The organism is Lactobacillus sp. MRS-253-APC-2B (assembly GCF_012843675.1).
Classification (GTDB): Bacteria; Bacillota; Bacilli; order Lactobacillales; family Lactobacillaceae; genus Limosilactobacillus; species Limosilactobacillus pulli.
On sequence record NZ_JABAFO010000001.1, the window covers coordinates 165,455 to 186,996 of the forward strand.

General features: G+C 46.7%; 20 protein-coding genes. 4 read left to right on the top strand and 16 right to left on the bottom strand.

Annotated elements, in window-relative coordinates:
- Positions 1-77: 77 nt before the first annotated feature.
- From HF864_RS00815 to cdaA, 5 genes are all read right to left on the bottom strand, one after another.
- A complete protein-coding gene (locus tag HF864_RS00815; protein ID WP_169461238.1) occupies positions 78-389 on the bottom strand; it encodes a hypothetical protein in 312 nt (103 codons plus the stop codon).
- 227 nt (positions 390-616) lie between these two features.
- The gene (gene glmS / locus HF864_RS00820) at positions 617-2,437 is read right to left on the bottom strand and encodes a glutamine--fructose-6-phosphate transaminase (isomerizing) (protein WP_169461239.1); all 1,821 of its coding nucleotides are present in this window, start codon (positions 2,435-2,437) and stop codon (positions 617-619) included.
- A 205-nt stretch (positions 2,438-2,642) separates the two neighbouring features.
- Positions 2,643-3,998: a phosphoglucosamine mutase gene (gene glmM, locus HF864_RS00825; RefSeq protein WP_169461240.1), complete on the bottom strand. Its 1,356-nt coding sequence runs from the start codon at positions 3,996-3,998 to the stop codon at positions 2,643-2,645.
- Positions 3,999-4,056: 58 nt separating this feature from the next.
- A complete protein-coding gene (locus HF864_RS00830) occupies positions 4,057-4,953 on the bottom strand; it encodes a CdaR family protein (RefSeq protein ID WP_169461241.1) in 897 nt (298 codons plus the stop codon).
- Positions 4,943-5,797, bottom strand: a complete 855-nt coding sequence (cdaA, locus tag HF864_RS00835; RefSeq protein ID WP_169461242.1) for a diadenylate cyclase CdaA — start codon at positions 5,795-5,797, stop codon at positions 4,943-4,945. The genes HF864_RS00830 and cdaA overlap by 11 nt, the downstream gene beginning before the upstream one ends.
- A gap of 130 nt (positions 5,798-5,927) precedes the next feature.
- Here cdaA and HF864_RS00840 point away from each other — a divergent pair, with 130 nt between their 5' ends.
- The gene (locus HF864_RS00840; protein ID WP_240936842.1) at positions 5,928-6,584 is read left to right on the top strand and encodes a DUF1361 domain-containing protein; all 657 of its coding nucleotides are present in this window, start codon (positions 5,928-5,930) and stop codon (positions 6,582-6,584) included.
- Between the two features lie 240 nt (positions 6,585-6,824).
- Here the strand turns inward: HF864_RS00840 and murB are convergent, their stop codons facing one another.
- Positions 6,825-7,724 carry a UDP-N-acetylmuramate dehydrogenase gene (gene murB / locus HF864_RS00845; RefSeq protein WP_169461243.1) on the bottom strand — a complete coding sequence of 300 codons (900 nt, stop codon included), beginning with the start codon at positions 7,722-7,724 and terminating at the stop codon, positions 6,825-6,827.
- Positions 7,725-7,852: 128 nt separating this feature from the next.
- Here murB and HF864_RS00850 point away from each other — a divergent pair, with 128 nt between their 5' ends.
- Both HF864_RS00850 and HF864_RS00855 read left to right on the top strand, forming a co-directional pair.
- A complete protein-coding gene (locus HF864_RS00850; protein ID WP_169461244.1) occupies positions 7,853-8,620 on the top strand; it encodes an exodeoxyribonuclease III in 768 nt (255 codons plus the stop codon).
- A gap of 17 nt (positions 8,621-8,637) precedes the next feature.
- Positions 8,638-9,171, top strand: coding sequence for a 3'-5' exonuclease (locus HF864_RS00855; protein ID WP_169461245.1), 534 nt, complete (start codon positions 8,638-8,640; stop codon positions 9,169-9,171).
- A gap of 96 nt (positions 9,172-9,267) precedes the next feature.
- On the opposite strand, the gene HF864_RS00860 is transcribed toward HF864_RS00855, so the two are convergent.
- The 7 genes from HF864_RS00860 to HF864_RS00890 form a co-directional block, all read right to left on the bottom strand.
- Positions 9,268-11,304 (bottom strand): beta-galactosidase, encoded by a 2,037-nt coding sequence (locus tag HF864_RS00860; RefSeq protein WP_169461246.1) that lies wholly within the window; start codon positions 11,302-11,304, stop codon positions 9,268-9,270.
- An 18-nt stretch (positions 11,305-11,322) separates the two neighbouring features.
- The gene (locus HF864_RS00865; protein WP_169461247.1) at positions 11,323-13,266 is read right to left on the bottom strand and encodes a PTS sugar transporter subunit IIA; all 1,944 of its coding nucleotides are present in this window, start codon (positions 13,264-13,266) and stop codon (positions 11,323-11,325) included.
- Between the two features lie 204 nt (positions 13,267-13,470).
- Complete coding sequence (locus HF864_RS00870) at positions 13,471-14,475, bottom strand: LacI family DNA-binding transcriptional regulator (protein WP_169461248.1); 1,005 nt, start codon at positions 14,473-14,475, stop codon at positions 13,471-13,473.
- Between the two features lie 126 nt (positions 14,476-14,601).
- Positions 14,602-15,123, bottom strand: coding sequence for a GNAT family N-acetyltransferase (locus HF864_RS00875; protein ID WP_169461249.1), 522 nt, complete (start codon positions 15,121-15,123; stop codon positions 14,602-14,604).
- Positions 15,116-15,583, bottom strand: coding sequence for a tRNA (adenosine(37)-N6)-threonylcarbamoyltransferase complex ATPase subunit type 1 TsaE (tsaE, locus tag HF864_RS00880; RefSeq protein WP_169461250.1), 468 nt, complete (start codon positions 15,581-15,583; stop codon positions 15,116-15,118). The genes HF864_RS00875 and tsaE overlap by 8 nt, the downstream gene beginning before the upstream one ends.
- A gap of 130 nt (positions 15,584-15,713) precedes the next feature.
- Entirely contained in the window at positions 15,714-16,688 is a 975-nt protein-coding gene (gene pta, locus HF864_RS00885) for a phosphate acetyltransferase (protein WP_169461251.1), read from the bottom strand.
- Between the two features lie 29 nt (positions 16,689-16,717).
- The gene (locus tag HF864_RS00890; protein WP_169461252.1) at positions 16,718-17,413 is read right to left on the bottom strand and encodes a uracil-DNA glycosylase; all 696 of its coding nucleotides are present in this window, start codon (positions 17,411-17,413) and stop codon (positions 16,718-16,720) included.
- A gap of 121 nt (positions 17,414-17,534) precedes the next feature.
- Between HF864_RS00890 and HF864_RS00895 the strand changes: the two genes are divergently transcribed.
- Complete coding sequence (locus HF864_RS00895) at positions 17,535-18,146, top strand: hypothetical protein (protein ID WP_169461253.1); 612 nt, start codon at positions 17,535-17,537, stop codon at positions 18,144-18,146.
- A gap of 193 nt (positions 18,147-18,339) precedes the next feature.
- On the opposite strand, the gene smpB is transcribed toward HF864_RS00895, so the two are convergent.
- Genes smpB through secG form a run of 3 tightly spaced genes read right to left on the bottom strand, consistent with a single transcriptional unit; the run spans position 18,340 to position 21,539 of the window.
- Complete coding sequence (smpB, locus tag HF864_RS00900; RefSeq protein WP_169461254.1) at positions 18,340-18,813, bottom strand: SsrA-binding protein SmpB; 474 nt, start codon at positions 18,811-18,813, stop codon at positions 18,340-18,342.
- 21 nt (positions 18,814-18,834) lie between these two features.
- A complete protein-coding gene (gene rnr / locus HF864_RS00905; protein WP_169461255.1) occupies positions 18,835-21,243 on the bottom strand; it encodes a ribonuclease R in 2,409 nt (802 codons plus the stop codon).
- Positions 21,244-21,299: 56 nt separating this feature from the next.
- Complete coding sequence (secG, locus tag HF864_RS00910; RefSeq protein ID WP_033934341.1) at positions 21,300-21,539, bottom strand: preprotein translocase subunit SecG; 240 nt, start codon at positions 21,537-21,539, stop codon at positions 21,300-21,302.
- Between the last annotated feature and the right edge of the window lie 3 nt (positions 21,540-21,542).

The window sequence follows — 21,542 nt, forward strand, 5'->3', positions numbered from 1 at the left end:
TTGACGTTTTTTTACAAAATAAACGGCCAGGGCACCCTTATGCCCAAGCCGTTCATCAAAATTTTTAGTTTGCTGAATCAGCCGACCCGATTCTCCCGCAGAATGTCTTTAACCAGCTGGTCCGCCTCTGGGGTTCGTTTCCATTCTTCCCAGTGATCCATTGACTCATCCTGCATTTGATAATGCGTATTGATAAAATGCTCATATTTGATCACGTTTTGTGAGTGTGGGATATTAAGCTTTAAAATGCGAACTTCCTTAATAAAGCCCCGCTCGGCAGCCAGCTCGGCCCGACCGTTATGTACCATATTGCCGATTTCATAATACTTGGTACCGTCATTGCGCGTAATTTCTTCAATTAAGGTAAAGACTTCATGCTGTTCTTCCATTTAATAATCCCCCTTCATGTCTATTGTAGCAGAAAACAAAAATCATCGCCGTGGACCGACGATGATTGGCATAAGAGAGAAAGAGAATTGATTAGAAGGTAAATACTTAATACCTTGTGACTATATATTACAAAATTCTGTAAGCGCTGTCAACAATTAACGATAGATTTTTATGACTTTATGCATAAAAGAAGGTCTCGGCAATACCGAAACCTTCCTTTGATAATTTATTGTACCGTAACGGACTTAGCCAGGTTACGTGGCTTATCAACGTCCAGACCCTTGCCCAGACTGGTGTAGTAAGCCAGCAATTGAGCTGGAACGACACTAAGCAGCGGCGTCAGCAGTTCGTCAACGTCTGGAATAATGATATTGTCGTCTTCACGTGCCAGATGACGAGAAACAATCGTCAAAGCAGCGGCACCACGCGACTGCGTTTCTTCCAGGTTGCTGCGCGTCAAGCCAGCCGTACGATCCTGCGTAATGATGGCAATTACCGGCGTCTGGTTTTCGATCAGGGCAATCGTACCATGCTTGAGTTCCCCAGATGCAAAGCCTTCTGCCTGAACGTAAGAGATTTCCTTAAGCTTTAAGGCAGCTTCCAAAGAAACCGACCAGTCGATGCCACGACCAATGTAAAAGGCATTGCGTGGCTTAGAGAGGTAGCGTGATGCCAACGCCTCAATGTCTTCTTTGGAATCCGTGATTGACTGCATCCCGTTGGCAATCGTACCCAACTGGTGCTTTAAGTCAAAGTCCTGAGCAGCATCGCGACTCAAGTACTCGCCAAGTGCCTTAGCCAAGATAGCTTCAACGGCGATCTGTGCCGTGTAGGCCTTGGTTGAGGCAACGGCAATTTCTGGACCAGCGTACAAAAGCAGCGTAAACGTAGCCTCACGCGATAGCGTTGACTTGTCAACGTTAGTAATCGTCAGACTTGGCCAGTTGTGCTCATTAACGTGAACCAGCACCTCACGACTGTCGGCCGTTTCACCACTTTGCGAAAGGAACAAGAAGAATGGCTTTTCGCTCAGCAATGGCTGCTCGTAGGCGAATTCAGAAGAAATATGGACCGTCGTTGGTACGCCACAAAGCTTTTCAAACATCCGTGCCCCGATTAGACCGGCATGATAGCTGGTCCCGGCACCAATGATGTAAATATGGTCAGACTCAGCCATAGCCTTCAGCAGCTTTTCGCTGACCTTTGGCTGATCATCGCTGTCAAAGTATTCTTGAACCAGCTTGCGCATTACGGCAGGCTGTTCATCGATTTCCTTTAGCATGTAGAATGGATAGGTACCTTTATCGGCAGCGCTTGGATCCATGTCAACCTTAAAGGAATCGCGTTTCTTTTCCGTCCCATCGAATTCTTCGATCGTGACATTGTCTGGCTTAACGATAACCAGTTCATGGTCGTTGATTTCCATAAACTCGTTGGTCTCGTCAATCATTGACATAGCATCGGAACCAACCATGTTGTAGCCTTGGCACAAACCAACCAACAATGGGCTCTTGTTTTTGGCAACAAACAGCGTATCGGGCTGTTCACGATCCATTAAGGCAAAGGCATATGAAGAGTCCGGACTGATCAAGCGCAGTACTTTGAGCAGGGCATCTTTGGTATCCATCTTGTAGTCAACAACAAACTTGTCAACCAGTTGGACGATTACCTCAGTGTCGGTCTGGCTCTTGAATTCAACGCCCTGCAGGTATTCTTCTTTGAGCTGCAGATAGTTTTCGATCACACCGTTGTGAACCAGGTAGAAACGTTCATCATTGGAGTAGTGAGGGTGCGCGTTGGTTTCACTAGGAACACCGTGCGTAGCCCAGCGGGTGTGGCCAATCCCTGCCATCCCTTTGACTTCTGGCGTCAAAGCTGCCTCTAGGTTGCTGATGCGGCCTGGGCGCTTAACCAGGTAGTCATGTCCTTTTTCGTCGTTGACGTAGATGCCGGCTGAGTCGTAGCCGCGGTATTCCAGCCGCTTCAACCCGTCGATCAGAATGGAAACGCTGCGATCGTTTCCAGTAACACCAACAATTCCACACATAATATTTCCCATCCTTTAATAAAATTGGTATAGATAACTTTAAAAACAAGCTATTATTTAATAACACTATTGTATATTAATAATTGCCGGCCCCAATGTCAATCGATTAACCTCGATTGGTATAGAGTCGGCAATTTTTTAATGATACCAATGGCGTCACGACAACGATCGCACCTGCCTTGGCTTGTTCAAATATTTACTAAAATTATTTAACTTCCAATTCGCGACGGGCAACTTCGGCAATTTTTTCAACATAGCCATGTACCAGTTCTTTGGTTGGTGCCTCGGCCATGATCCGCAGCAATGGTTCCGTACCAGAAGGCCGTACCAGTACTCGGCCATCTCCATTCATTTCCTTTTCAACATCAGCAATCACGGACTTCAGTGCTGGATTTTCCATCGCCGACTGTTTGTCAGCCACGGTAATGTTGACCAGCTCTTGTGGATACGTCTTAACGTCTGAAGCCAGTTCCTTAAGGCTCTTGCCGGTTGCCTTGATAACCTGCAGCAATTGCAGTGCCGTCAGCATCCCGTCACCAGTCGTATTATGATCTAAGAAGATAATATGGCCGGACTGCTCGCCACCTAGGTTGTAGCCGGACTTCAGCATTTCTTCGACAACATAGCGATCGCCAACCTTGGTTTGAACGCTCTTCATACCGTGGGCTTCCATGGCCTTGTACATGCCCAGGTTGCTCATCACGGTCGTTACGATCGTATCCTTTTTCAGACGGCCATTTTCATTCAGATACTTGCCGCAAACATACATGATCTTGTCACCATCGACCAAGTTACCCTCATTATCGACGGCAATGCAGCGATCCCCGTCACCGTCAAAAGCCAGCCCCAGGTCAGCCTGATTTTCAACCACGGCTTTTTGCAGACTCTCTGGATGCGTGGAGCCACAGTCCAGGTTAGTATTCAGCCCATTTGGATTGGCATGAATTGGCGTAAAGTCAACGTTTAAATCGGCAAACAAATTGGAGACAAAACCGCTGGTAGCACCATTGGCCGCATCAACAACGACTTTGAGACCGGACAGATCCGTTGAAATCGTCTGTTCCAAAAACGATGTGTATTTCAAAGCTCCTTCATGATAGTCTTCAACCGTTCCCAAACCGGCATCGGATGGGCGGGGCAAGGTATCTTCTTTTGCATCCAAGAACTGTTCGATCTCATATTCCAGCTCATCGGAAAGCTTGAAGCCATCACTGCCGAAATACTTGATTCCATTATATTGAATCGGATTGTGGCTGGCCGTGATCATAACCCCGGCATCAGCACCTTGGGCCCGAACCAGGTAAGCCACGCCAGGCGTTGTTACAACCCCTAAGCGCAATACCTCGATGCCGACTGAAAGTAAGCCGGCAACCAGGGCATTTTCCAGCATCTGACCGGAAATTCGCGTATCATGGGAAACCAAGACTTGGGGCTGCTTGCGTTCTGAGTGCCGCGTCAAGACATAGCCCCCGGCACGGCCAACCTTAAAGGCCAACTCAGGACTCAGGTCGCGATTGGCCACACCACGAACGCCATCAGTTCCAAAATATTTCAACTTCATGTTTCTCCTCATTTCTGGGCTAAATAAGCTCCATTAAAATTCACTATGTTTGATTATACTACTTTGTACTGTTTTCGCTTGCCGAAACCGATGAATTATTTGCCTGGCTGCTGACAGACGAACTAGCAGAACTGCGCTTGGACGATGATAAGCTCTCAGAGTCAGCGTCACTGACCGTACTGGACTGCGTATCAGTTGAGCTGGCATCCGACGTGCTGCTTGAGTCTTTTGAGTTGCTTGCCGTCTGGCTGATCGGTACGGTTACGGAAACCGTATTTGGCATGATCACCACGTTCATGGTCTGACCAGCCTCATTGATTGCCTGCAGGGTTACCGTGCGATGCAGCGTACTTTGCGTATTCTTAGGCACGTTGACATAGGCAATAACCTTGGCAACCTGCTGCACCTCACTTTTGGCACCGGTAATCTGTACCTTTTCCAAGGCCGCTTTTGGCGTTCCGACTCGATAGCCGTCATTCAGACTTTTTGAGCTCAAGCGAACTTCAACCGGCACCGTTGCGGTATTGCGCGATTGGATATTAACCTTGATTTTGGCTGGATTGATCGAATAGCTTAATTCCTTATTCAAACCGGATGCCTTTAAGCGGACCTCATGCTTGCCCACACCTAGATTGGTCAGATCGGCAGTAACCTTGAAATTCTGCGTGTTGGCAGTCGTCGTCACCAAAGCGGAAGGGCCGGTGATCTTGATCTTGACGTATTGTGGATAGCCGGTGACTACATACTTTTCCGAATTCGACTCAACTTCAAGCGGAATCTTGAGCGTCTCAGTCTTATTGGCCATCAGCGCACTGTTTTGGCCGTTTTGTGACGATTGGCGCGTATCGCTGCTTTTACTGCCGGTAACGTAGACAAACAGCAGAATCGCCAGAATCAAAGAGACGATCCGCAGTACCCAGACATGGTCAAACAGACCTAACTTGTCATTTTTCATGCTGATCGCCTCCTTGCTTGCGGAAACGCCGCATTAGGCTGGTAAAAAAGTTCTCCGGTCGTGGATGCTGTGATTCCTCGGTATAGAGCTGCGCCCGCAAAAACTTCAGATAGTCCTTGCGCGACATACCACGCATCAGTTCATTATCTTTGGTAATCGAAACCTCGCCCGTTTCTTCAGATACCACAATCGTCAAAGCATCGGTGACCTCGCTGATTCCAACGGCTGCACGATGCCGTGTCCCAAGATCTTTGGGAATCAGTTTGGAGTCAGACAGTGGCAAATAGGCAGCTGCCACGGCTATGCGATTGTTTTTAATGATGACGGCACCATCATGCAGCGGCGTGTTAGGAATAAACGTATTGATCAAAAGCGCACCGGTTACCTCAGCATCCAATGGAATCCCGGTTTCGATATACTCCTCCAAACCGGTTTCCATTTCAATACAGATCAAGGCCCCGATTCTTCGCTTAGAAAGATACTGAATCGCTTGGTCCAGCTGCCTGATCAGATCCTCCTCTTTTTCATTGACCTTATGGGTGCGGGCAAACAAGGCGCCGCGTCCCAGATGCTCCAGCCCTCGTCTGATTTCTGGCTGAAAGATCACGACAATGGCAATGACCCCCCAGTTGATGACCTGATCCATGACCCAAGAAACCGTACTGAGTCCGATATACCAGCTGATCAGCTTAACCAAAATGATGATCAAAATCCCTTTGAACAGCTGTACGGCCTTGGTTCCGCGTACCAGCATCAGCAATTCGTAGATCAAAAACCAGATGACCAAAATATCAATCAGGTTGACCAGATTATGCCAGGTCAGGAGTGATGCAAGAAACTGCAATGATTTTCTCTCCCTTCTGCCTAAAACAAAATTCTTAAATATGATTATATCATCAAAAATATTCGTTATTTAGCCTATCTACCACGTTGTCTGTTATGCTAGGCATAAGAATTTTTTAAGAGGTGGTTTTTTGCCTAAACTATCCTATCAATGGAAGCTACGGCTTTATTTTCTGATTCTGCTGACGACTTTGCAGCTGCTGCTCAAGTCGCCATTTAACTTTATGGTTTTAAACGTTTTTTTGGCTTATTTGCCAATCGAGTTCAGCTTTTGGGTGCAGCATTTTGCTGATCGCCGCTCCTTGGCTTTTTGGGCACTGCTGGTCTTATGGCTGGTTTTTTATCCCAACACGCCCTATGTCATGACCGATCTTTTTCATCTCTCATGGCTGCATCCTCATACCAGTACAACCGGTATTTTACGCTCCGATCCTAAAATGTGGCTGGCCTTTGCATTAATGGTGCTTTCAGCATTCAGCTGTGCGATCTTTGGTACGGTTGAGATAACTCGCATCAGCCGGCTTTTGGAGAAAATGCTGACGCCTAAAATCACCGGCTTTCACTTAATCTGGATTGCGCTCTTCTCTTTTCTGGCCGGCGTTGGTATCTATATCGGCCGTTTTTTGCGGCTGCACTCAATCTACCTTTTCATCACGCCTTCATGGTTTTTTAAACAGCTTTTAAGCATCTGGAGCTGGCCAATGCTTGAGTTCGTATTGATCATAACTCTGTTGCAGCTGCTGATTTATTGGTGTCTGCAGATGATCAGTCGCACCGATTTTATGTGATTGGCCAAACGTTGATTTATCAGCGTTTGAATCGTCAGCCAGTACTGTGCTCAAGCATCATCATCTATACGTAGTTAGAGGCTGAGTTAATTTTTGAAGCTGGAAAAAACTAATTTTTCTGACAAAATAAAACAACTTTAATAATGGAAATGGCCGAAGATCAACGTTTTAAGCAACGCAATCTTCAGCCATTTTTCTGTTTTGAGACTTTATTCCCAGGCTCTTGAATAAATCAATTTATTAGGCTTCGCGGCCGATAATTCGAACCTCGGTTTCCAGACTGACGCCAAACTTTTCTTTAACGGTCTCTTGCACGTGATGGATCACGTTTAGGTAGTCCGTTGCCGTACCATGGTCGACATTAACTATAAAACCAGCATGCTTGGTTGAAACCTGAGCTCCGCCCGAAGTATATCCCTGCAATCCTGCATCATGAATTAATTTACCGGCAAAGTATCCCTCGGGGCGCTTAAAGACCGAGCCGCATGATGGCAGTTCCAGAGGCTGCTTGGCGGCACGCCGGGCGTTAAGATCATCCATCATTGCCGTAATCTCTGCTTGATTACCAGGCTTAAGTTCAAAAACAGCTTCCAAGACGATCCCGTGGTTGTCTTGAATTGAGCTGTGACGATAGCCAAAATCGAGTGCTTCGTTGTCATAGTGCTTGATCGTCCCATCAGGCAGCATTGCCGTAACCTCAGCAGCAACGTTTTTGGTCTCACCACCATAGGCACCGGCATTCATAAAAATGGCCCCACCAACACTGCCAGGGATGCCGGCAGCAAATTCCAGACCACTCAGTGAATGATCGCGAGCCACCTTGGTTGTCTCAATATATGAGGCCCCAGCCTGAGCAATGACGCGGTTGCCTTCAACTTGAATCCCATTCATTTGAGTCAAGATCATCGTTAGGCCTTCAATACCGCCATCACGGACGATTAGATTGCTGGCATTGCCGATTACCGTCAGCGGCATGGTATTTTGATCAGCATATTGAACCAGCTTTTCGACTTCATCAACGTTTTTGGGAAACGCCAGCCAGTCTGCCGGACCGCCTGTCTTGGTATTGGTATACTTTGACAGCGGTTCGTCTTTTAGAATTTGAATATCAGGAAATTCCTGCATCAGATTATTTGCCATAAATTTGTTCTCTCACTTTCTCAACAAAAATTCGTCAATCTTTTCTTATTGTAGCATTGTTTGTTTTGGATTTTAATGTTCTGAACCCTTACAATAAGATCAGATAATTTTTTGTGAGGTTGATTGCAATGACCAAATTTGTCTCATGGAACGTCAATGGCTTAAGAGCCGCGATCAGGCACGGCTTTATGCAAACTTTCAACGATCTGGATGCTGATTTTTTCTGCGTTCAAGAAACCAAACTAGCGCCTGGCCAATTGGATCTTGATTTGCCTGGCTATCACCAATACTGGAACTATGCCGAAAAAAAGGGCTATTCAGGTACGGCTATCTTTGCCAAGCAAACCCCGCTTAACATTAAATATGGCATCGGCGTACCGGAATTTGATCATGAAGGCCGCGTCATCACTTTAGAGTATCCTGATTTCTATCTGATTAATACCTATGTGCCCAATTCCGGTACTGAACTGAAGCGTTTGGATTTTCGGCGTGGCTTTAATGAAGCTTTTTATGGATACATTAATCAGCTCAGTCAGCAAAAAAGTATCGTTTGGTGTGGCGATCTCAACGTAGCTCATCAAGAAATCGACTTAAAAAATCCGCAGAGCAATCATCATCATCCTGGTTTCACCGATGCGGAGCGGCAAGATTTTTCCAAGCTGCTAAAAAGCGGTTTTACCGATACGTTCCGCTATTTCTATCCTGATCAAGAGCACAGCTATTCTTGGTGGAGCTATCGTTTCCACGCTCGTCAGCGCAATGCTGGTTGGCGGATTGATTATTTCGTTGCTTCAGCCGATCTTGACTCACATTTGGTTGATGCCAAGATCCATGATCAGATTCTTGGCAGTGATCACTGTCCCGTTGAATTGGACGTTCAGCTGCCCAGTCTTTAATCACAGGAGGAATTTTTATGAATTTTGTGGCAATGGACTTCGAAACCGCCAGCGGCAAGCGTTGGTCGGCTTGTTCGCTTTCTTTGGTAATCGTCCGGCAAAATCAAATCGTTGATGAATTCTATACCTTAATCAATCCCCAGACGCCTTTTTTCTGGCGCAACGTACAGATTCATGGCATTCATGAAAGCGAAGTTGCTAACGCCCCGATTTTCCCTGAGGTCTGGGATCACATCCAAACCTTCTTTGATGCCAACAAGCTGGTGATTGCCCATAACGCCGCCTTTGACAACAGCGTTCTCAAAAATACACTGACTCATTATGAACTGCCGGTACCGCGCTTTTTATCACTGGATACGTTAAAGACCAGCCGCCAGTTCTGGCCACAATTGCCCGATCACAAACTCAACACCATCTGTAACGCATTAAACATTGATCTGCATCATCATCACAACGCTCTTGATGATGCCCAGGCCTGTGCCAATATCTTGCTGACGCAAAATCACCAATTTGGTCCCGAAATGCTCAAACCATTTATTAAAAGCGTCTGATCATCTTCAATACAAAAAGCATCGTCAAAATTGGCGATGCTTTTTTGGATCGGCTGACTGCCGATCAAGGGAGTTTTAATGATGCCTTTAGAAAGGCTAGTCAGTCATGGTCCGTTTCAATATCTCAACGTCCCATGGCTTAAGCTGAGCTTTGGGTGCAGCCTGGGTCAAAATGTCGATAAATCCAGCCTGCTGCAACTCAACCGGCAAAGGTCTTGCTTCATTTCTCATATTAAGCACGAAATAGAGTTCCTGACCATTTCTAACGCGGCGGGTGATTTCCAGATCGGTCTTTTCTGTGCACAGGCGCTTAAGATCGGTCTTTTCAACAACCCGATCAATCACCTGACTAAGCCCGTCATGATCCAGCCGCGTGCCGACATACCAAGCCTGACCCTTGCCAAACGAGTTTTCGACCACGGCAGGCGTACCAGCATAAAACTCACTGGCATAATGAGCCAGCACCCGCGCTTTTGAACTGGTTAGATGAATCTGATCACAAAGCAGTCGTCCGTTAAAGCTGACTTTTGGGTTATTTTCAAAAGCGACCTGCACAGTCTGACCAGGCACCGTGGCATCAGTTTCTTCAACCCAGATTCCCAAAATCTCACTCAAAGGTCCCGGATAGCCGCCCAGATAAACATTATCAGATTCATCAACCATCCCAGATGCATAAGTAGTCAGCAATTGGCCGCCATTTTGAACATACGCACTGATTTTTTCACCCAGTCCCTTTTTTACCATATACAGAACCGGTGCCACAATCAGATCATATTGAGAAAAATCATCGTCCGTACCAATCACGTCAACCGGAATCTGGCGCTCATAAAACTGCTTGTAATAGTCCAGAATCAATGGCACGTATTTCAGATCTTGCGTAATACCGGCTACGTACTCAAACGCCCAAAAATTGCTCCAGTCAAACACAATGGCTGCTTTGGCGGGGATGGCGGCATCTTTAAAGGCCCTACCCGCTTTTTTCAGATCATGACCCAGCTGTGCAACTTCTTGAAAAGCCCTGGTATCGGTACGCTGCGAATGACTGATGACGGCGCCATGGAATTTCTCAGAGCCCCCTACGGCCTGCTTGAGCTGGAAATACTGAACGGTATCGGCCCCGTGTGCGACAGCTTGCAGCTCAGTTGCCCGCATTTGGTTGGGCCGTTTCAAAGGACTGTATGGCTGCCAATTGACTTGCGATGGCGTCGATTCCATCAGCATAAACGGCTGATGCTTTAACCCACGCATCAAATCGTAGCGAAACGCAGCTTCATAAGCAGGCTCATCATAGGCCGGATAGCTGTCATAGGCAATAATGTCTTGATCTTTGGCCCAGGCATGATAATCAATCCACTTATTTGGCGTCCCATGAAAATTGGTCAAAATCGGTGTTTGATCGTCATATTCTTCAATCGTCCGCTTTTCCAGATTATACAGATCCAACATGGCATCAGACTGAAAGCGCAGATAATCTACTGACAACCCCGCCACGATCGTATGCGTGCCCTCAGCTCCCCAGGCGTCGCCCAGCTCATTGGGCACTTGAATCTCATCCCAGTCATAGATCGTATGGCTCCAGACACTGTTGTCCCAGGCGCGATTTAGATTATCCAACGTCTGATAGCGCTGTTTGAGCCATTTTTGAAAGGCTAATCGGCAGTTTTCGCAATAGCAGTTGCCGCCATACTCGTTATTAACGTGCCAAGCCACGATATGCGAATTGTCGGCATAGCGTTTTGCCAATTGGTCAACCAGATTTTTTGCCAGTCGGCGATAGTTGGTCGAGCTGGGACAGAAATTATGGCGCTGGCCAAAGACATGCCGCCGTCCTTGATAGTCGACTCGTGCTACGTCTGGATATTTTTTAAACATCCAGGCCGGCATAGCTGCCGTTGACGTTGCCAAAACAATCTTAAAGTCGGCTTGACTTAGTTTTTCAATAACGCGATCCAGCTTTTCAAAATGATATTCACATTCACGTGGTTCCAAAAGTGCCCACGAAAAAACATTGATCGTTGCCGAATTGATATCGGCCTGTTTAAAAACTGCGATATCCTTATCCCAATCGTTTTCTGGCCACTGATCAGGATTGTAGTCACCACCATATAAAACAGTTGGCAGTCCTTTTTTCATAATCTCTCCTCCCAGCCTTTACTTTTTGATCTCCGCTTTGGCGATCGGCTGACCATGGACAACCTTGACGCCGGTCTTAAGTTCTTGCAGCTGTACTTTTTGTGGCTGGGTCAAGAACGTTACGACAATATCATCATAGCCGCTTTGTAAGATCAGGTCACGATTGAACTCTAACAGCAGCTCACCGGCATGTACCGTCTGTCCCTCCTGGAAGTGCGTATTGAATCCTTCGCCTCGCATGTTAACCGTACCGATACCAACATGAATGACTAGGCCAACGCCATTTTCAGCCTCAATTTCAAAAGCATGCCGAGTTGAAAAGGCAAAGCGGATCTTACCGTCAAATGGTGCATAGATGCGTCCATCAGCAGGCTTAATGGCAAAGCCACTGCCTGGAAAGCCTTTGGTGCCGTCCTCATTAGTGACGTTAGCTAAATCAACAACCTCACCATCAACCGGTGCCAACAGCGTCACCGCTGCCTGATTTTCGTCAACGACGGTTTCTTCGGCATCATTACCGGCTGCCAGTTCGGTCTTTAATTCTTCAACTACTTGGGCATGCTTCTTTTCGCTAAGCGTAACCTTGCTTAAGAAAATAACGATTGAAAGCAGCGCCAGTACCATTGGAATATAGAAAGCCATGCTGTCAAACGTCCGAATGCTTTTAGCAGTCATATCGGCTGCCGTGGCGCTGCCAGTCATACCACAGGCCAAAGCGATCCAACCAACCAGACCGTTTGAGATGGCCCCGGTTAATTTATCAATCATTGGTCGTACTGCCAACACAACGGCTTCGTTACGCTGACCGGTCTTAAGCTGACCATATTCAATTGCGTCCGTCAGCGTCAAAACGGTAACCAACTGCGCACAGTTGACGTTGAACAAAACCAGTCCCAAATCCATGACATAAACGTTGCTGCGGCCAAAGATAAAAATCAGATAGGCCACAACCATGCAGCACTGACCAATCGTAAACAGCCATTTTCTTGGTACGTACTTGTTAAAAATCGGGAACAGCGGACTGACAAAGAAGCCCACGATCGTAGCAATGACCCCAACAACCCAGAAATGACCAGGCTGACCGATTACAAACTTGTACAGATAGAACAAAACGCCATTGGTAATGACATAGGCACATGAATACATCAAATATGCTAGCGCTGGCCACATAATCTGATCATTATGAAAGATTGCGGAAAAGACGTCTTTGATTGACGTCTTTTGCTTGGCCGACTGCCGAATGATATTATCGTTTTCTTTAGTGCCAAGGCAGACTGCCAAAGCACTTAAAAGCGCCAGCACCGTTACGATCGCCGCAAAAGCAAACCAGCCGGCTGGACCCTCATTGCGGTGTCCAGTTGCCAGGTAGGGAAAGGTCGTTACAATCGGTACCACGATGATCGTCAAACCGTTCCAGCCGATCGTACCGGCAAAAGCTCCCAATGACGTATAGATACTGCGCTCATGTGAATCTTCACTCAGCGCTGGTACCATGCCCCAATATGACACATCGGAAAATGAATAAAAAATATCAAATGTAATGAAAATTACAACGAACAAAACGGCAAACAGTACCCAGTTTACCTTGGCCAGGCCAAAAATCCCGGTAAATAATACCAAGAGCAGTGCGCCGCTGACAATGTTGCCCCATAAAATCCAAGGCTTGAACTTCCCCCAGCGAGTGTGCGTGTTGTCGACAATATTACCCAGCAATGGATCAATCACCAACTCGATAATCCGCACGCCAACAATCAAACCGGTGATCAAGCCAATCAAACGGTCGGCAACTGATTTGCTTAGTCCGGCAAACATGCCGCTGGTAACGAAAATAATGAAATAATTGCTCATTACGCCATAAAAAGCAGAGTGGCCAACGTTTCCAAAACAAAATGCCGAGCGCGAAATCCACTGCTGCTTAGTTAAATGCTGCCGTGGTGCGGCAGCTTTGGTGGTAGTATCCACGATAATGCCCCCTTATTTACTCTCACTCAAATCCATCTCGTAATCGATCGTTTCAATCTAAATGCATTTATTTGAAATCGCTTACAGATTATATTGTACGCATTTAACGAGCAAAGTAAATAATTTATCAATAAAAATAAATCATTTACTTTATTTAGTAAATGATTTATCGGGATAGCTTAGCTAACCAGGGCATCTTTCAGTTTATTTCAATTTAAAACTTTCGCGCACGATTAAATTGGTATCGACCATTGCATGAACATGGGGACGCTTCGGATTGGCAATGGCATCTTTTAAAATATTCAGGGCCATGCGTGAGATTACCTGTTGATTAATGTTATAAGTCGATAATGGTGGCGAAACGTATTCAGAAATATCACTGTTGTTGATGCTGATGATACTGGTATCGCGTGGCACGATCACACCAGCATCGTTAAACGCCTGCAGCACTCCTACGCTCATGGTATCTGAAGCGATTAAAAAGCCTTCAGGCAATTGATCGCCATATTTTTTGACGGCTTTTTCTCCGAGCTGACGCCCATTCAGCACGCTAAACGCACCATCTGAAAAGACATCGGCCTGCTTAAAACCCATCTCTTCAGCTACGATTTTAAATGCCGCTTCTCGTGAGTCGCGCCGTCTTGGGTGCTTGCCGATTCGTGGACCAACCCCGCCAATAAAGGCAATTCGTTGATAGCCAGCATCAGCAAACTGCTCTAAGGCATCACGTACCGTCATGGTCAGATTGGGCTGAACCGAGTCAAAAAGATGTGGCAAGGGATCCGTATCAACAAATACCCCAGCTGGCAGCAAGCGATGCAGCCGCTTAAAAATGCTCAACTCAACCTGGTCATCACCAACACACAAAAAGCCTTGAAAGTCCTCGGCATTGTCAATCAGCTCCTCAGCATACTGAAAGACTTTTACGCGCATGCCGGCATCTTCGATTGTTTCCAACAATGCATCCTTTAAGCTGGCAAAATAAGAATCCTGCAGCTGCTCTTGATTGTTCATTCGAAACAGCAATGCGATTGAAGGCGCAATTGCTGGCTTTTTACGATCCTGCCAGTAGCCAAGCTGATTGGCGACTTTTAAAATCTTATTGCGCGTCGTCTGCGTAACCGAAAGCGTCTGATCATTGTTAAGCAGTCGTGAGACCGTAGCTGGAGAATAGCCGGATCGTTGGGCAATCTCTTTGATGGTAACCATATTTTCACCTCTTATACTGATTTGTGTACATTGATTATACCTTATTTAGTAAATATGAGTAAATAATAGGTAAATAAAAAGCATGAAATCGCCATTAAGCGTATTTCATGCCCTAGCAGACGTGAGTTAGTCATTTTTATTATCTGTTGACGAGCGATACTCCATCAAGACTGCCGAGCGGGGATGCTTGTTTTGGTCTTCAATCGTTGCATCACCCGTTTTGATGAAGCCATATTTTTGATACAGTCTGATTGCAGGTACGTTGTCGCTGAAAACGTCTAAAACCAGTTTTTCCAAGGTACTGTAGTTTTCAAACCAATATGTGGCCTCATCAACCAATAGGCTGCCAATCCCATTTTGCCAAAAATCTTTTAAGACGGCTACACCCAGCTCGCCGACTTGAGGCTGATCAGCCAGCCCCATGATCGTAACGATGCCAATTGGCTGATCTTGGTACTGAGCCAATAGAATCAATGAATCCGTACTTTCGCAGATATCATAAAGGCTGTATTCTTCCTGCTCAACCGTCAGCTTGTCTAAGTGCGGTACCAAGATAGCCTCGCTTTCCAAGGATAATTGCCTAAGCAGCTTCAAAATGGCCTGGGCATCTGCTGGCGTGGCTAGTTTGATTCCTACTGTTTCAGTCATGAGCAGTCACCATTTGATTAACGATTGTCTCAAAGCGCGCACCATGCGGCTCAAAGCTTAAAACGCGGGTCTTTTCGTCATCAGTACGTTTAAAGTTGATTGCCAAAAAATCAGCTGGCAGCTCATCTTCAATAAATTCTGCCCATTCAACCACGCTGATGCCATCACCATCAAAATATTCTTCCAATCCCAAATCTTCGGCACCGCCATTTTCCAGACGATAGATATCCATATGATAGAGCGGCAAGCGTCCTGATTGATATTCACGAATGATCGTAAACGTTGGGCTTTTGATTACGTCCTTAATACCAAGTCCGGCAGCCAGTCCTTTGGTGAAGGTCGTTTTACCGGCACCGAGGTCACCGTTTAAAACAATCACGTCACCAGCTTGTAAGTATGGTGCCAGCTTTTGTCCCATTGCCATCGTTGCTTCTCGATTGTGTAAGGTTAATTCAGTCATTATTATTGTCCTTTGCTGGAATTGGCCATTTTGATCAAATTACTGACCATGGCCTAACGCTTTCTATTTTAGCGTATCGACGTCATAAAGCCAAAAAAGGCCGCCTGACTTCTGCCAGACGACCTGGATTTTATAATGCCTGTGCTGCCGTAATCAAGGCAACCTTGTAGACGTCTTCTTCATTGCATCCCCTTGACAGGTCGGCAATTGGCGCGTTCAAGCCTTGCAGAACCGGTCCAATCGCTTCAAAGCCGCCCAAACGCTGGGCAATCTTGTAGCCAATATTGCCCGCTTCCAGACTTGGAAAAACAAAGACGTTGGCATGCCCAGCTACCTTAGAGACAGGGGCCTTTAATTCGGCCACGGCTGGTACGATGGCAGCATCAAACTGCAGCTCGCCATCAATTGCCAATTCTGGATCGGCAGCTTGAGCCAGCTTGGTTGCCTCAGCCACTTTAGTAACCATTTCACCCTTTGCCGATCCCTTGGTCGAAAAGCTCAGCATAGCAACACGAGGGTCAAGGCCAAATAATTTAGCCGTCTTGGCGCTTTCCACAGCAACCTCAGCCATCGTTGGCGCATCCAGCTCGATATTGATGGCACAGTCGGCAAAAATGTAGCGCTGATTGCCCTTTTGCATCAAAAAGGCTCCACTGATCCGCTTGATGCCTGGCTTGGTCTTAACGATCTGCAAAGCTGGCCGGACCGTGTCACCAGTTGAGTGAATGGCACCAGAAACCATTCCGTCAACCTTGCCCATGTAAACCAGCATCGTGGCAAAGTAGCTGACGTCTTTGAGCATGGCATCGACTTGTTCAGGCGTGTTCTTACCGTGACGCCGCTCTAAAAGTGCCGCATGCATTGCTTGGTAGTCAGCAGCTGGATAGGCAGCCGGGTCCATAATCTCAACACCAGTCAAATCAACGTCGTTTTGTGCTGCGGCTGCTTTGATCTTAGCCTCATTACCCAGCAGAATTGGCGTCAAGAGACCATCGTGTGCCAAACGGGCCGCGGCGCCAAAAACTCGCTCATCCGCGCCTTCTGGAAAAACGATCCGCTTGTTTGCTGATGAAAGCTGTGTCTTCAAATGTTCAAATACATCCATTATTCATAACCTCGCTTCTATGTCTGCATCTATTGAGCAACAAGATCAACATGTTCGGGCAGGCGCCAGTCAATTGGCGTCTCTCCCATTGCCACCAGAGCCTCATTGGTTTTTGAGAAAGGCTTTGAGCCAAAGAAGCCACGGTTGGCAGAAAAAGGACTGGGGTGCGGTGATTGTAAAACGATGTTGGTCTGCGTGTTGATCAAAGGAATCTTGGATTGGGCTGCCTTGCCCCAAAGAATAAATACCACTGGTCGCGGCCGTTCCGACAGCGCTTGAATCGCTGCATCCGTAAGCTGCTCCCAACCATGACCGCGATGCGAGAATGCTTGACCAGCCCGCACGGTAAGCACCGAGTTCAAAAGCAGTACGCCTTGATCGGCCCACTTCTTCAGATAACCGTGATTAACCGGTGGATAGCCAAGGTCACTTTGCAGCTCTTTATAGATATTTTGTAAGGAAGGCGGAATCTTGACCCCCGGCAAAACCGAAAAGCTGCAGCCATGTGCCTGATGCGGTCCATGGTAAGGATCCTGTCCTAAGATTACCACTTTTACCTTTGAAAATGGAGTCCATTCAAAAGCTTCAAAAATATGATGCATTTCAGGATAGATCGTCTGATGAGCATACTCATCGGCTAAAAAAGCGTGCAGCTGCGCATAATATGCAGATTCAAACTGGGGTTCCAAGACGCCCCACCAATCGTTATGGATAAGTTGTTTCAAAGTCAGCACCTCGTGAATATTTTAACATGATTATGATGATTACGATACGTTATTGACTGTTTTTATTGCCAACAGCTGTTAAAATAGTGATAGATACTTAAGAAAAGTGGTGATTTCTGTCATGCGGCAATTGTACATCCGCGACCGTTCAACCGATCTGAATGGCGCCACTGTCATTCACGATGAAAGCGGCCATTCATGCTATCTCTTAGCCGGTAAATGGGGCATTCGCTACGATGCACTTTCATTATATACGATGAGCGGTGAATTGTTGGCAGAAGCCAAGCAGCTGACACTTGGGCTGACGCCAAAGTTTGCCCTTTATTTGAATCAGCGACAAGTTGGCACGATCGGCAAATCACTGGGCTTTTTTCATGAACTAATCTATATTCGCGGCTTAAACTGGATTGTCGTTGGTTCGCTGATGAGCGGACACTTCAAGGTCTTTTGTGGCAGCCGGCTAATTTTTGAGGTTGAGCCGGTGCAAAATACCGGGGGCTTTTGTAGTCGATTAAGTGTCGTCAATCAGGCCGATGAGCCATTGGCAATTCTGACGGCAACAATCATCAATCGCTGGGCCAGACATCAAGATCGCCAGCCGCTGCGTGAAAAACTGAGTCAGCTGAACCCATTGTCTTCAACCGACAATGGCGATCTGAGTATGGGTTTTATGCAAAAGACAGTTCTCAAAGACCGTCAAAATCATTTTAAACGTCTTCATCAAACCATTTAAAAAGAGAGTGAGAAAAAACTCCGAAAATCAGCTTGCGACCGATTTTCAGAGTTTGTCTTCGAACCTCCGCAAGGATGGCTAGGCCAGCCAAATGCTGATTTATCAGCGTTTGAACTGCCAGCCAGCTACTGCACTGAGGCATTATTATCCATAGAGGTTGAGTTAATTCCCAGCCTTTTTATTTTACCCAAAATCAGTAATGTTTTAAGACCCGTTCAATCTGACGCTCCTGCTCACGTTTTTTGATCGATTCACGCTTGTCGTACTCATGCTTACCCTTGGCCAGACCAAGCAGCACCTTGGCATAACCGTGCTTGATGTACATTTTCAGTGGAATCAGCGTGATCCCTTTGGTGGACAGCTCACCTGCAATTTTTTTGATTTCTTTTTTATGCAGCAGCAGCTTGCGATTGCGCAGCGGATCATGGTTGAAAAAGGTACCATTGTCATATTGACTGATATGCACGTTCATTAGCCATAATTCGCCATTATGCAGCTGTGCAAAGCCATCCTTAAGGTTGACGCGGCGAGCCCGTACCGACTTGATCTCAGTTCCAGTCAGTGCGATGCCGGCCTCATAGGTTTCCAAAACCGCATAATCATGACGCGCTTTTTTATTTTGGGCAACCAGATTATCGTCTTTTTCGTGATGGGATTTTTTTGCCATCTTTTTCCCTCCCGTTAAAGCCTAACGCGAGCGCCGATCACCGTTATTGTGTCCACGCTGAGAACGTTTGCCACCGTCATGTCGATGCGATGGACCGCGGTCAAACAGATGATTGCTGCGCCGGCCGTTGCCATTGCCCTTACCGCGGTAGGAACGCTGGCTGCCATTTTTATCGCGACCATTACGACCAAACTTGCCATGCTTGTCATCTCGATTATTGCGCCCACGACTGTTAAAGCGACCATCGTTTTTACGCGGTACGCGCAGCTTGGTCGTTGGTGCGTCTTCAGGGTTGACCAGCTCAAAGTCGACTTCGCGCTGATCCTTGTCAACTCTAATCAATTTAACCTTAACCGGCTGACCAATCTGGAAGATGTGATGATGACGACGACCAACCAGGGCCATGTTGGATTCTAGGTACTCATAAAAGTCGTCATTCATAACGCTGATGTGAATGAGACCCTCAACGGTATTTTCCAAGGCCACGAACAGGCCAAATTTCATTACCGAGCTGACAACGGCATCAAACGTTTCGCCAACGTGATCTTCCATATATTCGGCCTTCTTCATGCTGTCAACATCCCGTTCGGTATCGATCCCACGTCGTTCGGTAACCGAGGTATGCTCAGCCACTTCTGGCAGCCAATCACGGTACTTAGACTTGGCTTTTTCAGTCGTGCCGTTTTCGGCATACCAGCTGATCAAACGGTGGACCATTTCATCAGGATAACGGCGAATCGGTGAGGTAAAGTGCGTATAGTATTGAGCACCCAGACCAAAGTGTCCGACCTCTTCATCGGCATATTTAGCCTGCTGCATGCTTCTGAGCATCATTACCTGAACCATCTGCTCTTCTGGCTTGCCTTCTACGCTCTTTAAGACGTCTTGCAGCATCTTTGGCTTGACGTTTTTCAGATCACCCTTCATCTCAATACCAAAGACACTGAGCAGCTCAGCAAAGCTCTTAATCCGGTCAGCATCCGGTGTTTCATGAATCCGGTATAAAAATGGCACGTGCAATTTATAGTAATGCTCAGCCACGGTTTCATTGGCTGCCAGCATAAATGATTCGATCATCCGTTCTGAAGTCCCCCGCTCCCGCAGCTGAATGTCAGTTGGATGCCCTTCTTCATCAACAATGATTTTGGCTTCTGGTGCGTCAAAATCGATCGCACCACGGTCATGTCGATGCTTTAAAAGAATCTGGTGCAATTCGCCCATCGTCTCAAACATTGGTACCAGTTCCTCATATTCTTTGATTACCTGCGGATCATGATCTTCTAAGATGGCATTGACTGCCTTGTAGGTCATTCGCGCATGTGAGCGCATTACGCTAGGGAAGATTTCGTGTTTGACGATATTGCCCTGCGGATCAATTTCCATCTCACAGCTCATTGCTAAACGCTCTTCATTTGGATTCAAAGAACAGATCCCATTTGACAATCGCTTTGGCAGCATCGGAATTACCCGGTCCGTTAAATAGACTGAAGTTCCACGCTTAAAAGCCTCTTTATCCAGTGCTGAGCCAAGCTTAACGTAGTGCGTAACGTCTGCAATGTGAACGCCCAGGTGATAATTGCCATTGTCTAATTTCCAGGCAACTACGGCATCGTCAAGGTCCTTTGATTCAATACTGTCGATGGTAACCAGCGGCTGAGCGGTAATGTCTTTGCGACCCTTCTTTTCTTCTGGCAAAACATGGTCTGGAATAGCGTTGGCCTCGTCCATAACTTCTTGCGGAAAGACGTGCGGAACGTCATGGGCATAAACGACGGAGAGAATATCGATACCGGGCTGATCCTTATCGCCGATTACTTCAGTTACCATCCCCGTCATGATTTGTGGCGATTCATCGCTTGGATAAGAAGAAATCGTGGCATTAACGATTTCGTTGTCTTCTGGGTGTAGACCATCATCTGTGACAAAAAACCGGAAATTACTGAGTTTTTTGTCCTTTAGAATAATCTCGCCAATGAAATGTCCCATCGTAATATTTTTAAACTCACCGACCACGTGCTCATAATGCCGCGTCAGAATCTCGGTAACCTGTCCTTCTGGTCCTTGATCGCTGCCTGGTTCTGGCATACGCAAAATCTTGACCTCAACCTCATCACCGCTCATTGCGTGCATAGTGTGATCGGGATTGACGTAGATATCAGGCTGTTCGGGATCGTAGGCCACAAAACCAAATCCCTTGGCATTTCCCCGAAAGACCCCACTGACCGTCTTTGACTTAATCACGGCCTTAAACTCGCCTTGATCCGTTACCATGACCTTTTTGTCACGTTCCAATTGAGCCAGTGCCTGCACGACCGGCGTAAATTGGTCAGCTCTGTTCATTCCCAGCTGCTGGGCGATTTTTTCAGCCGAAAAGCTGAGTTCTTGATGATCGAGTAAACGCTTGAGTATTTCAAGTTGTAATTGTGTCATCCATATACCTCTTTAATAAATAAAAAGCCCCCCGAGATTGGCAGGAGGCACTTAAACTAGTGTGAAGAAACATAGACCAGCGCCAGTGCCAAAATAAAGAAGAGGGCACCAAAGATGGTCGTAGCAATCTGCATAACCGCTTCAAAACCGCGAGCCTTGCGCCGACTGAACAGGTCGCCAGCACCCCCGGTCAAAGCGGACATGGCATCGTTGTCATTCTTGGCTGGCTGCATCATTACGCAAGCAATTAAAATGACGCAGACAATCAAGAAGAGGGTCATAATCGTATTATACAAAAA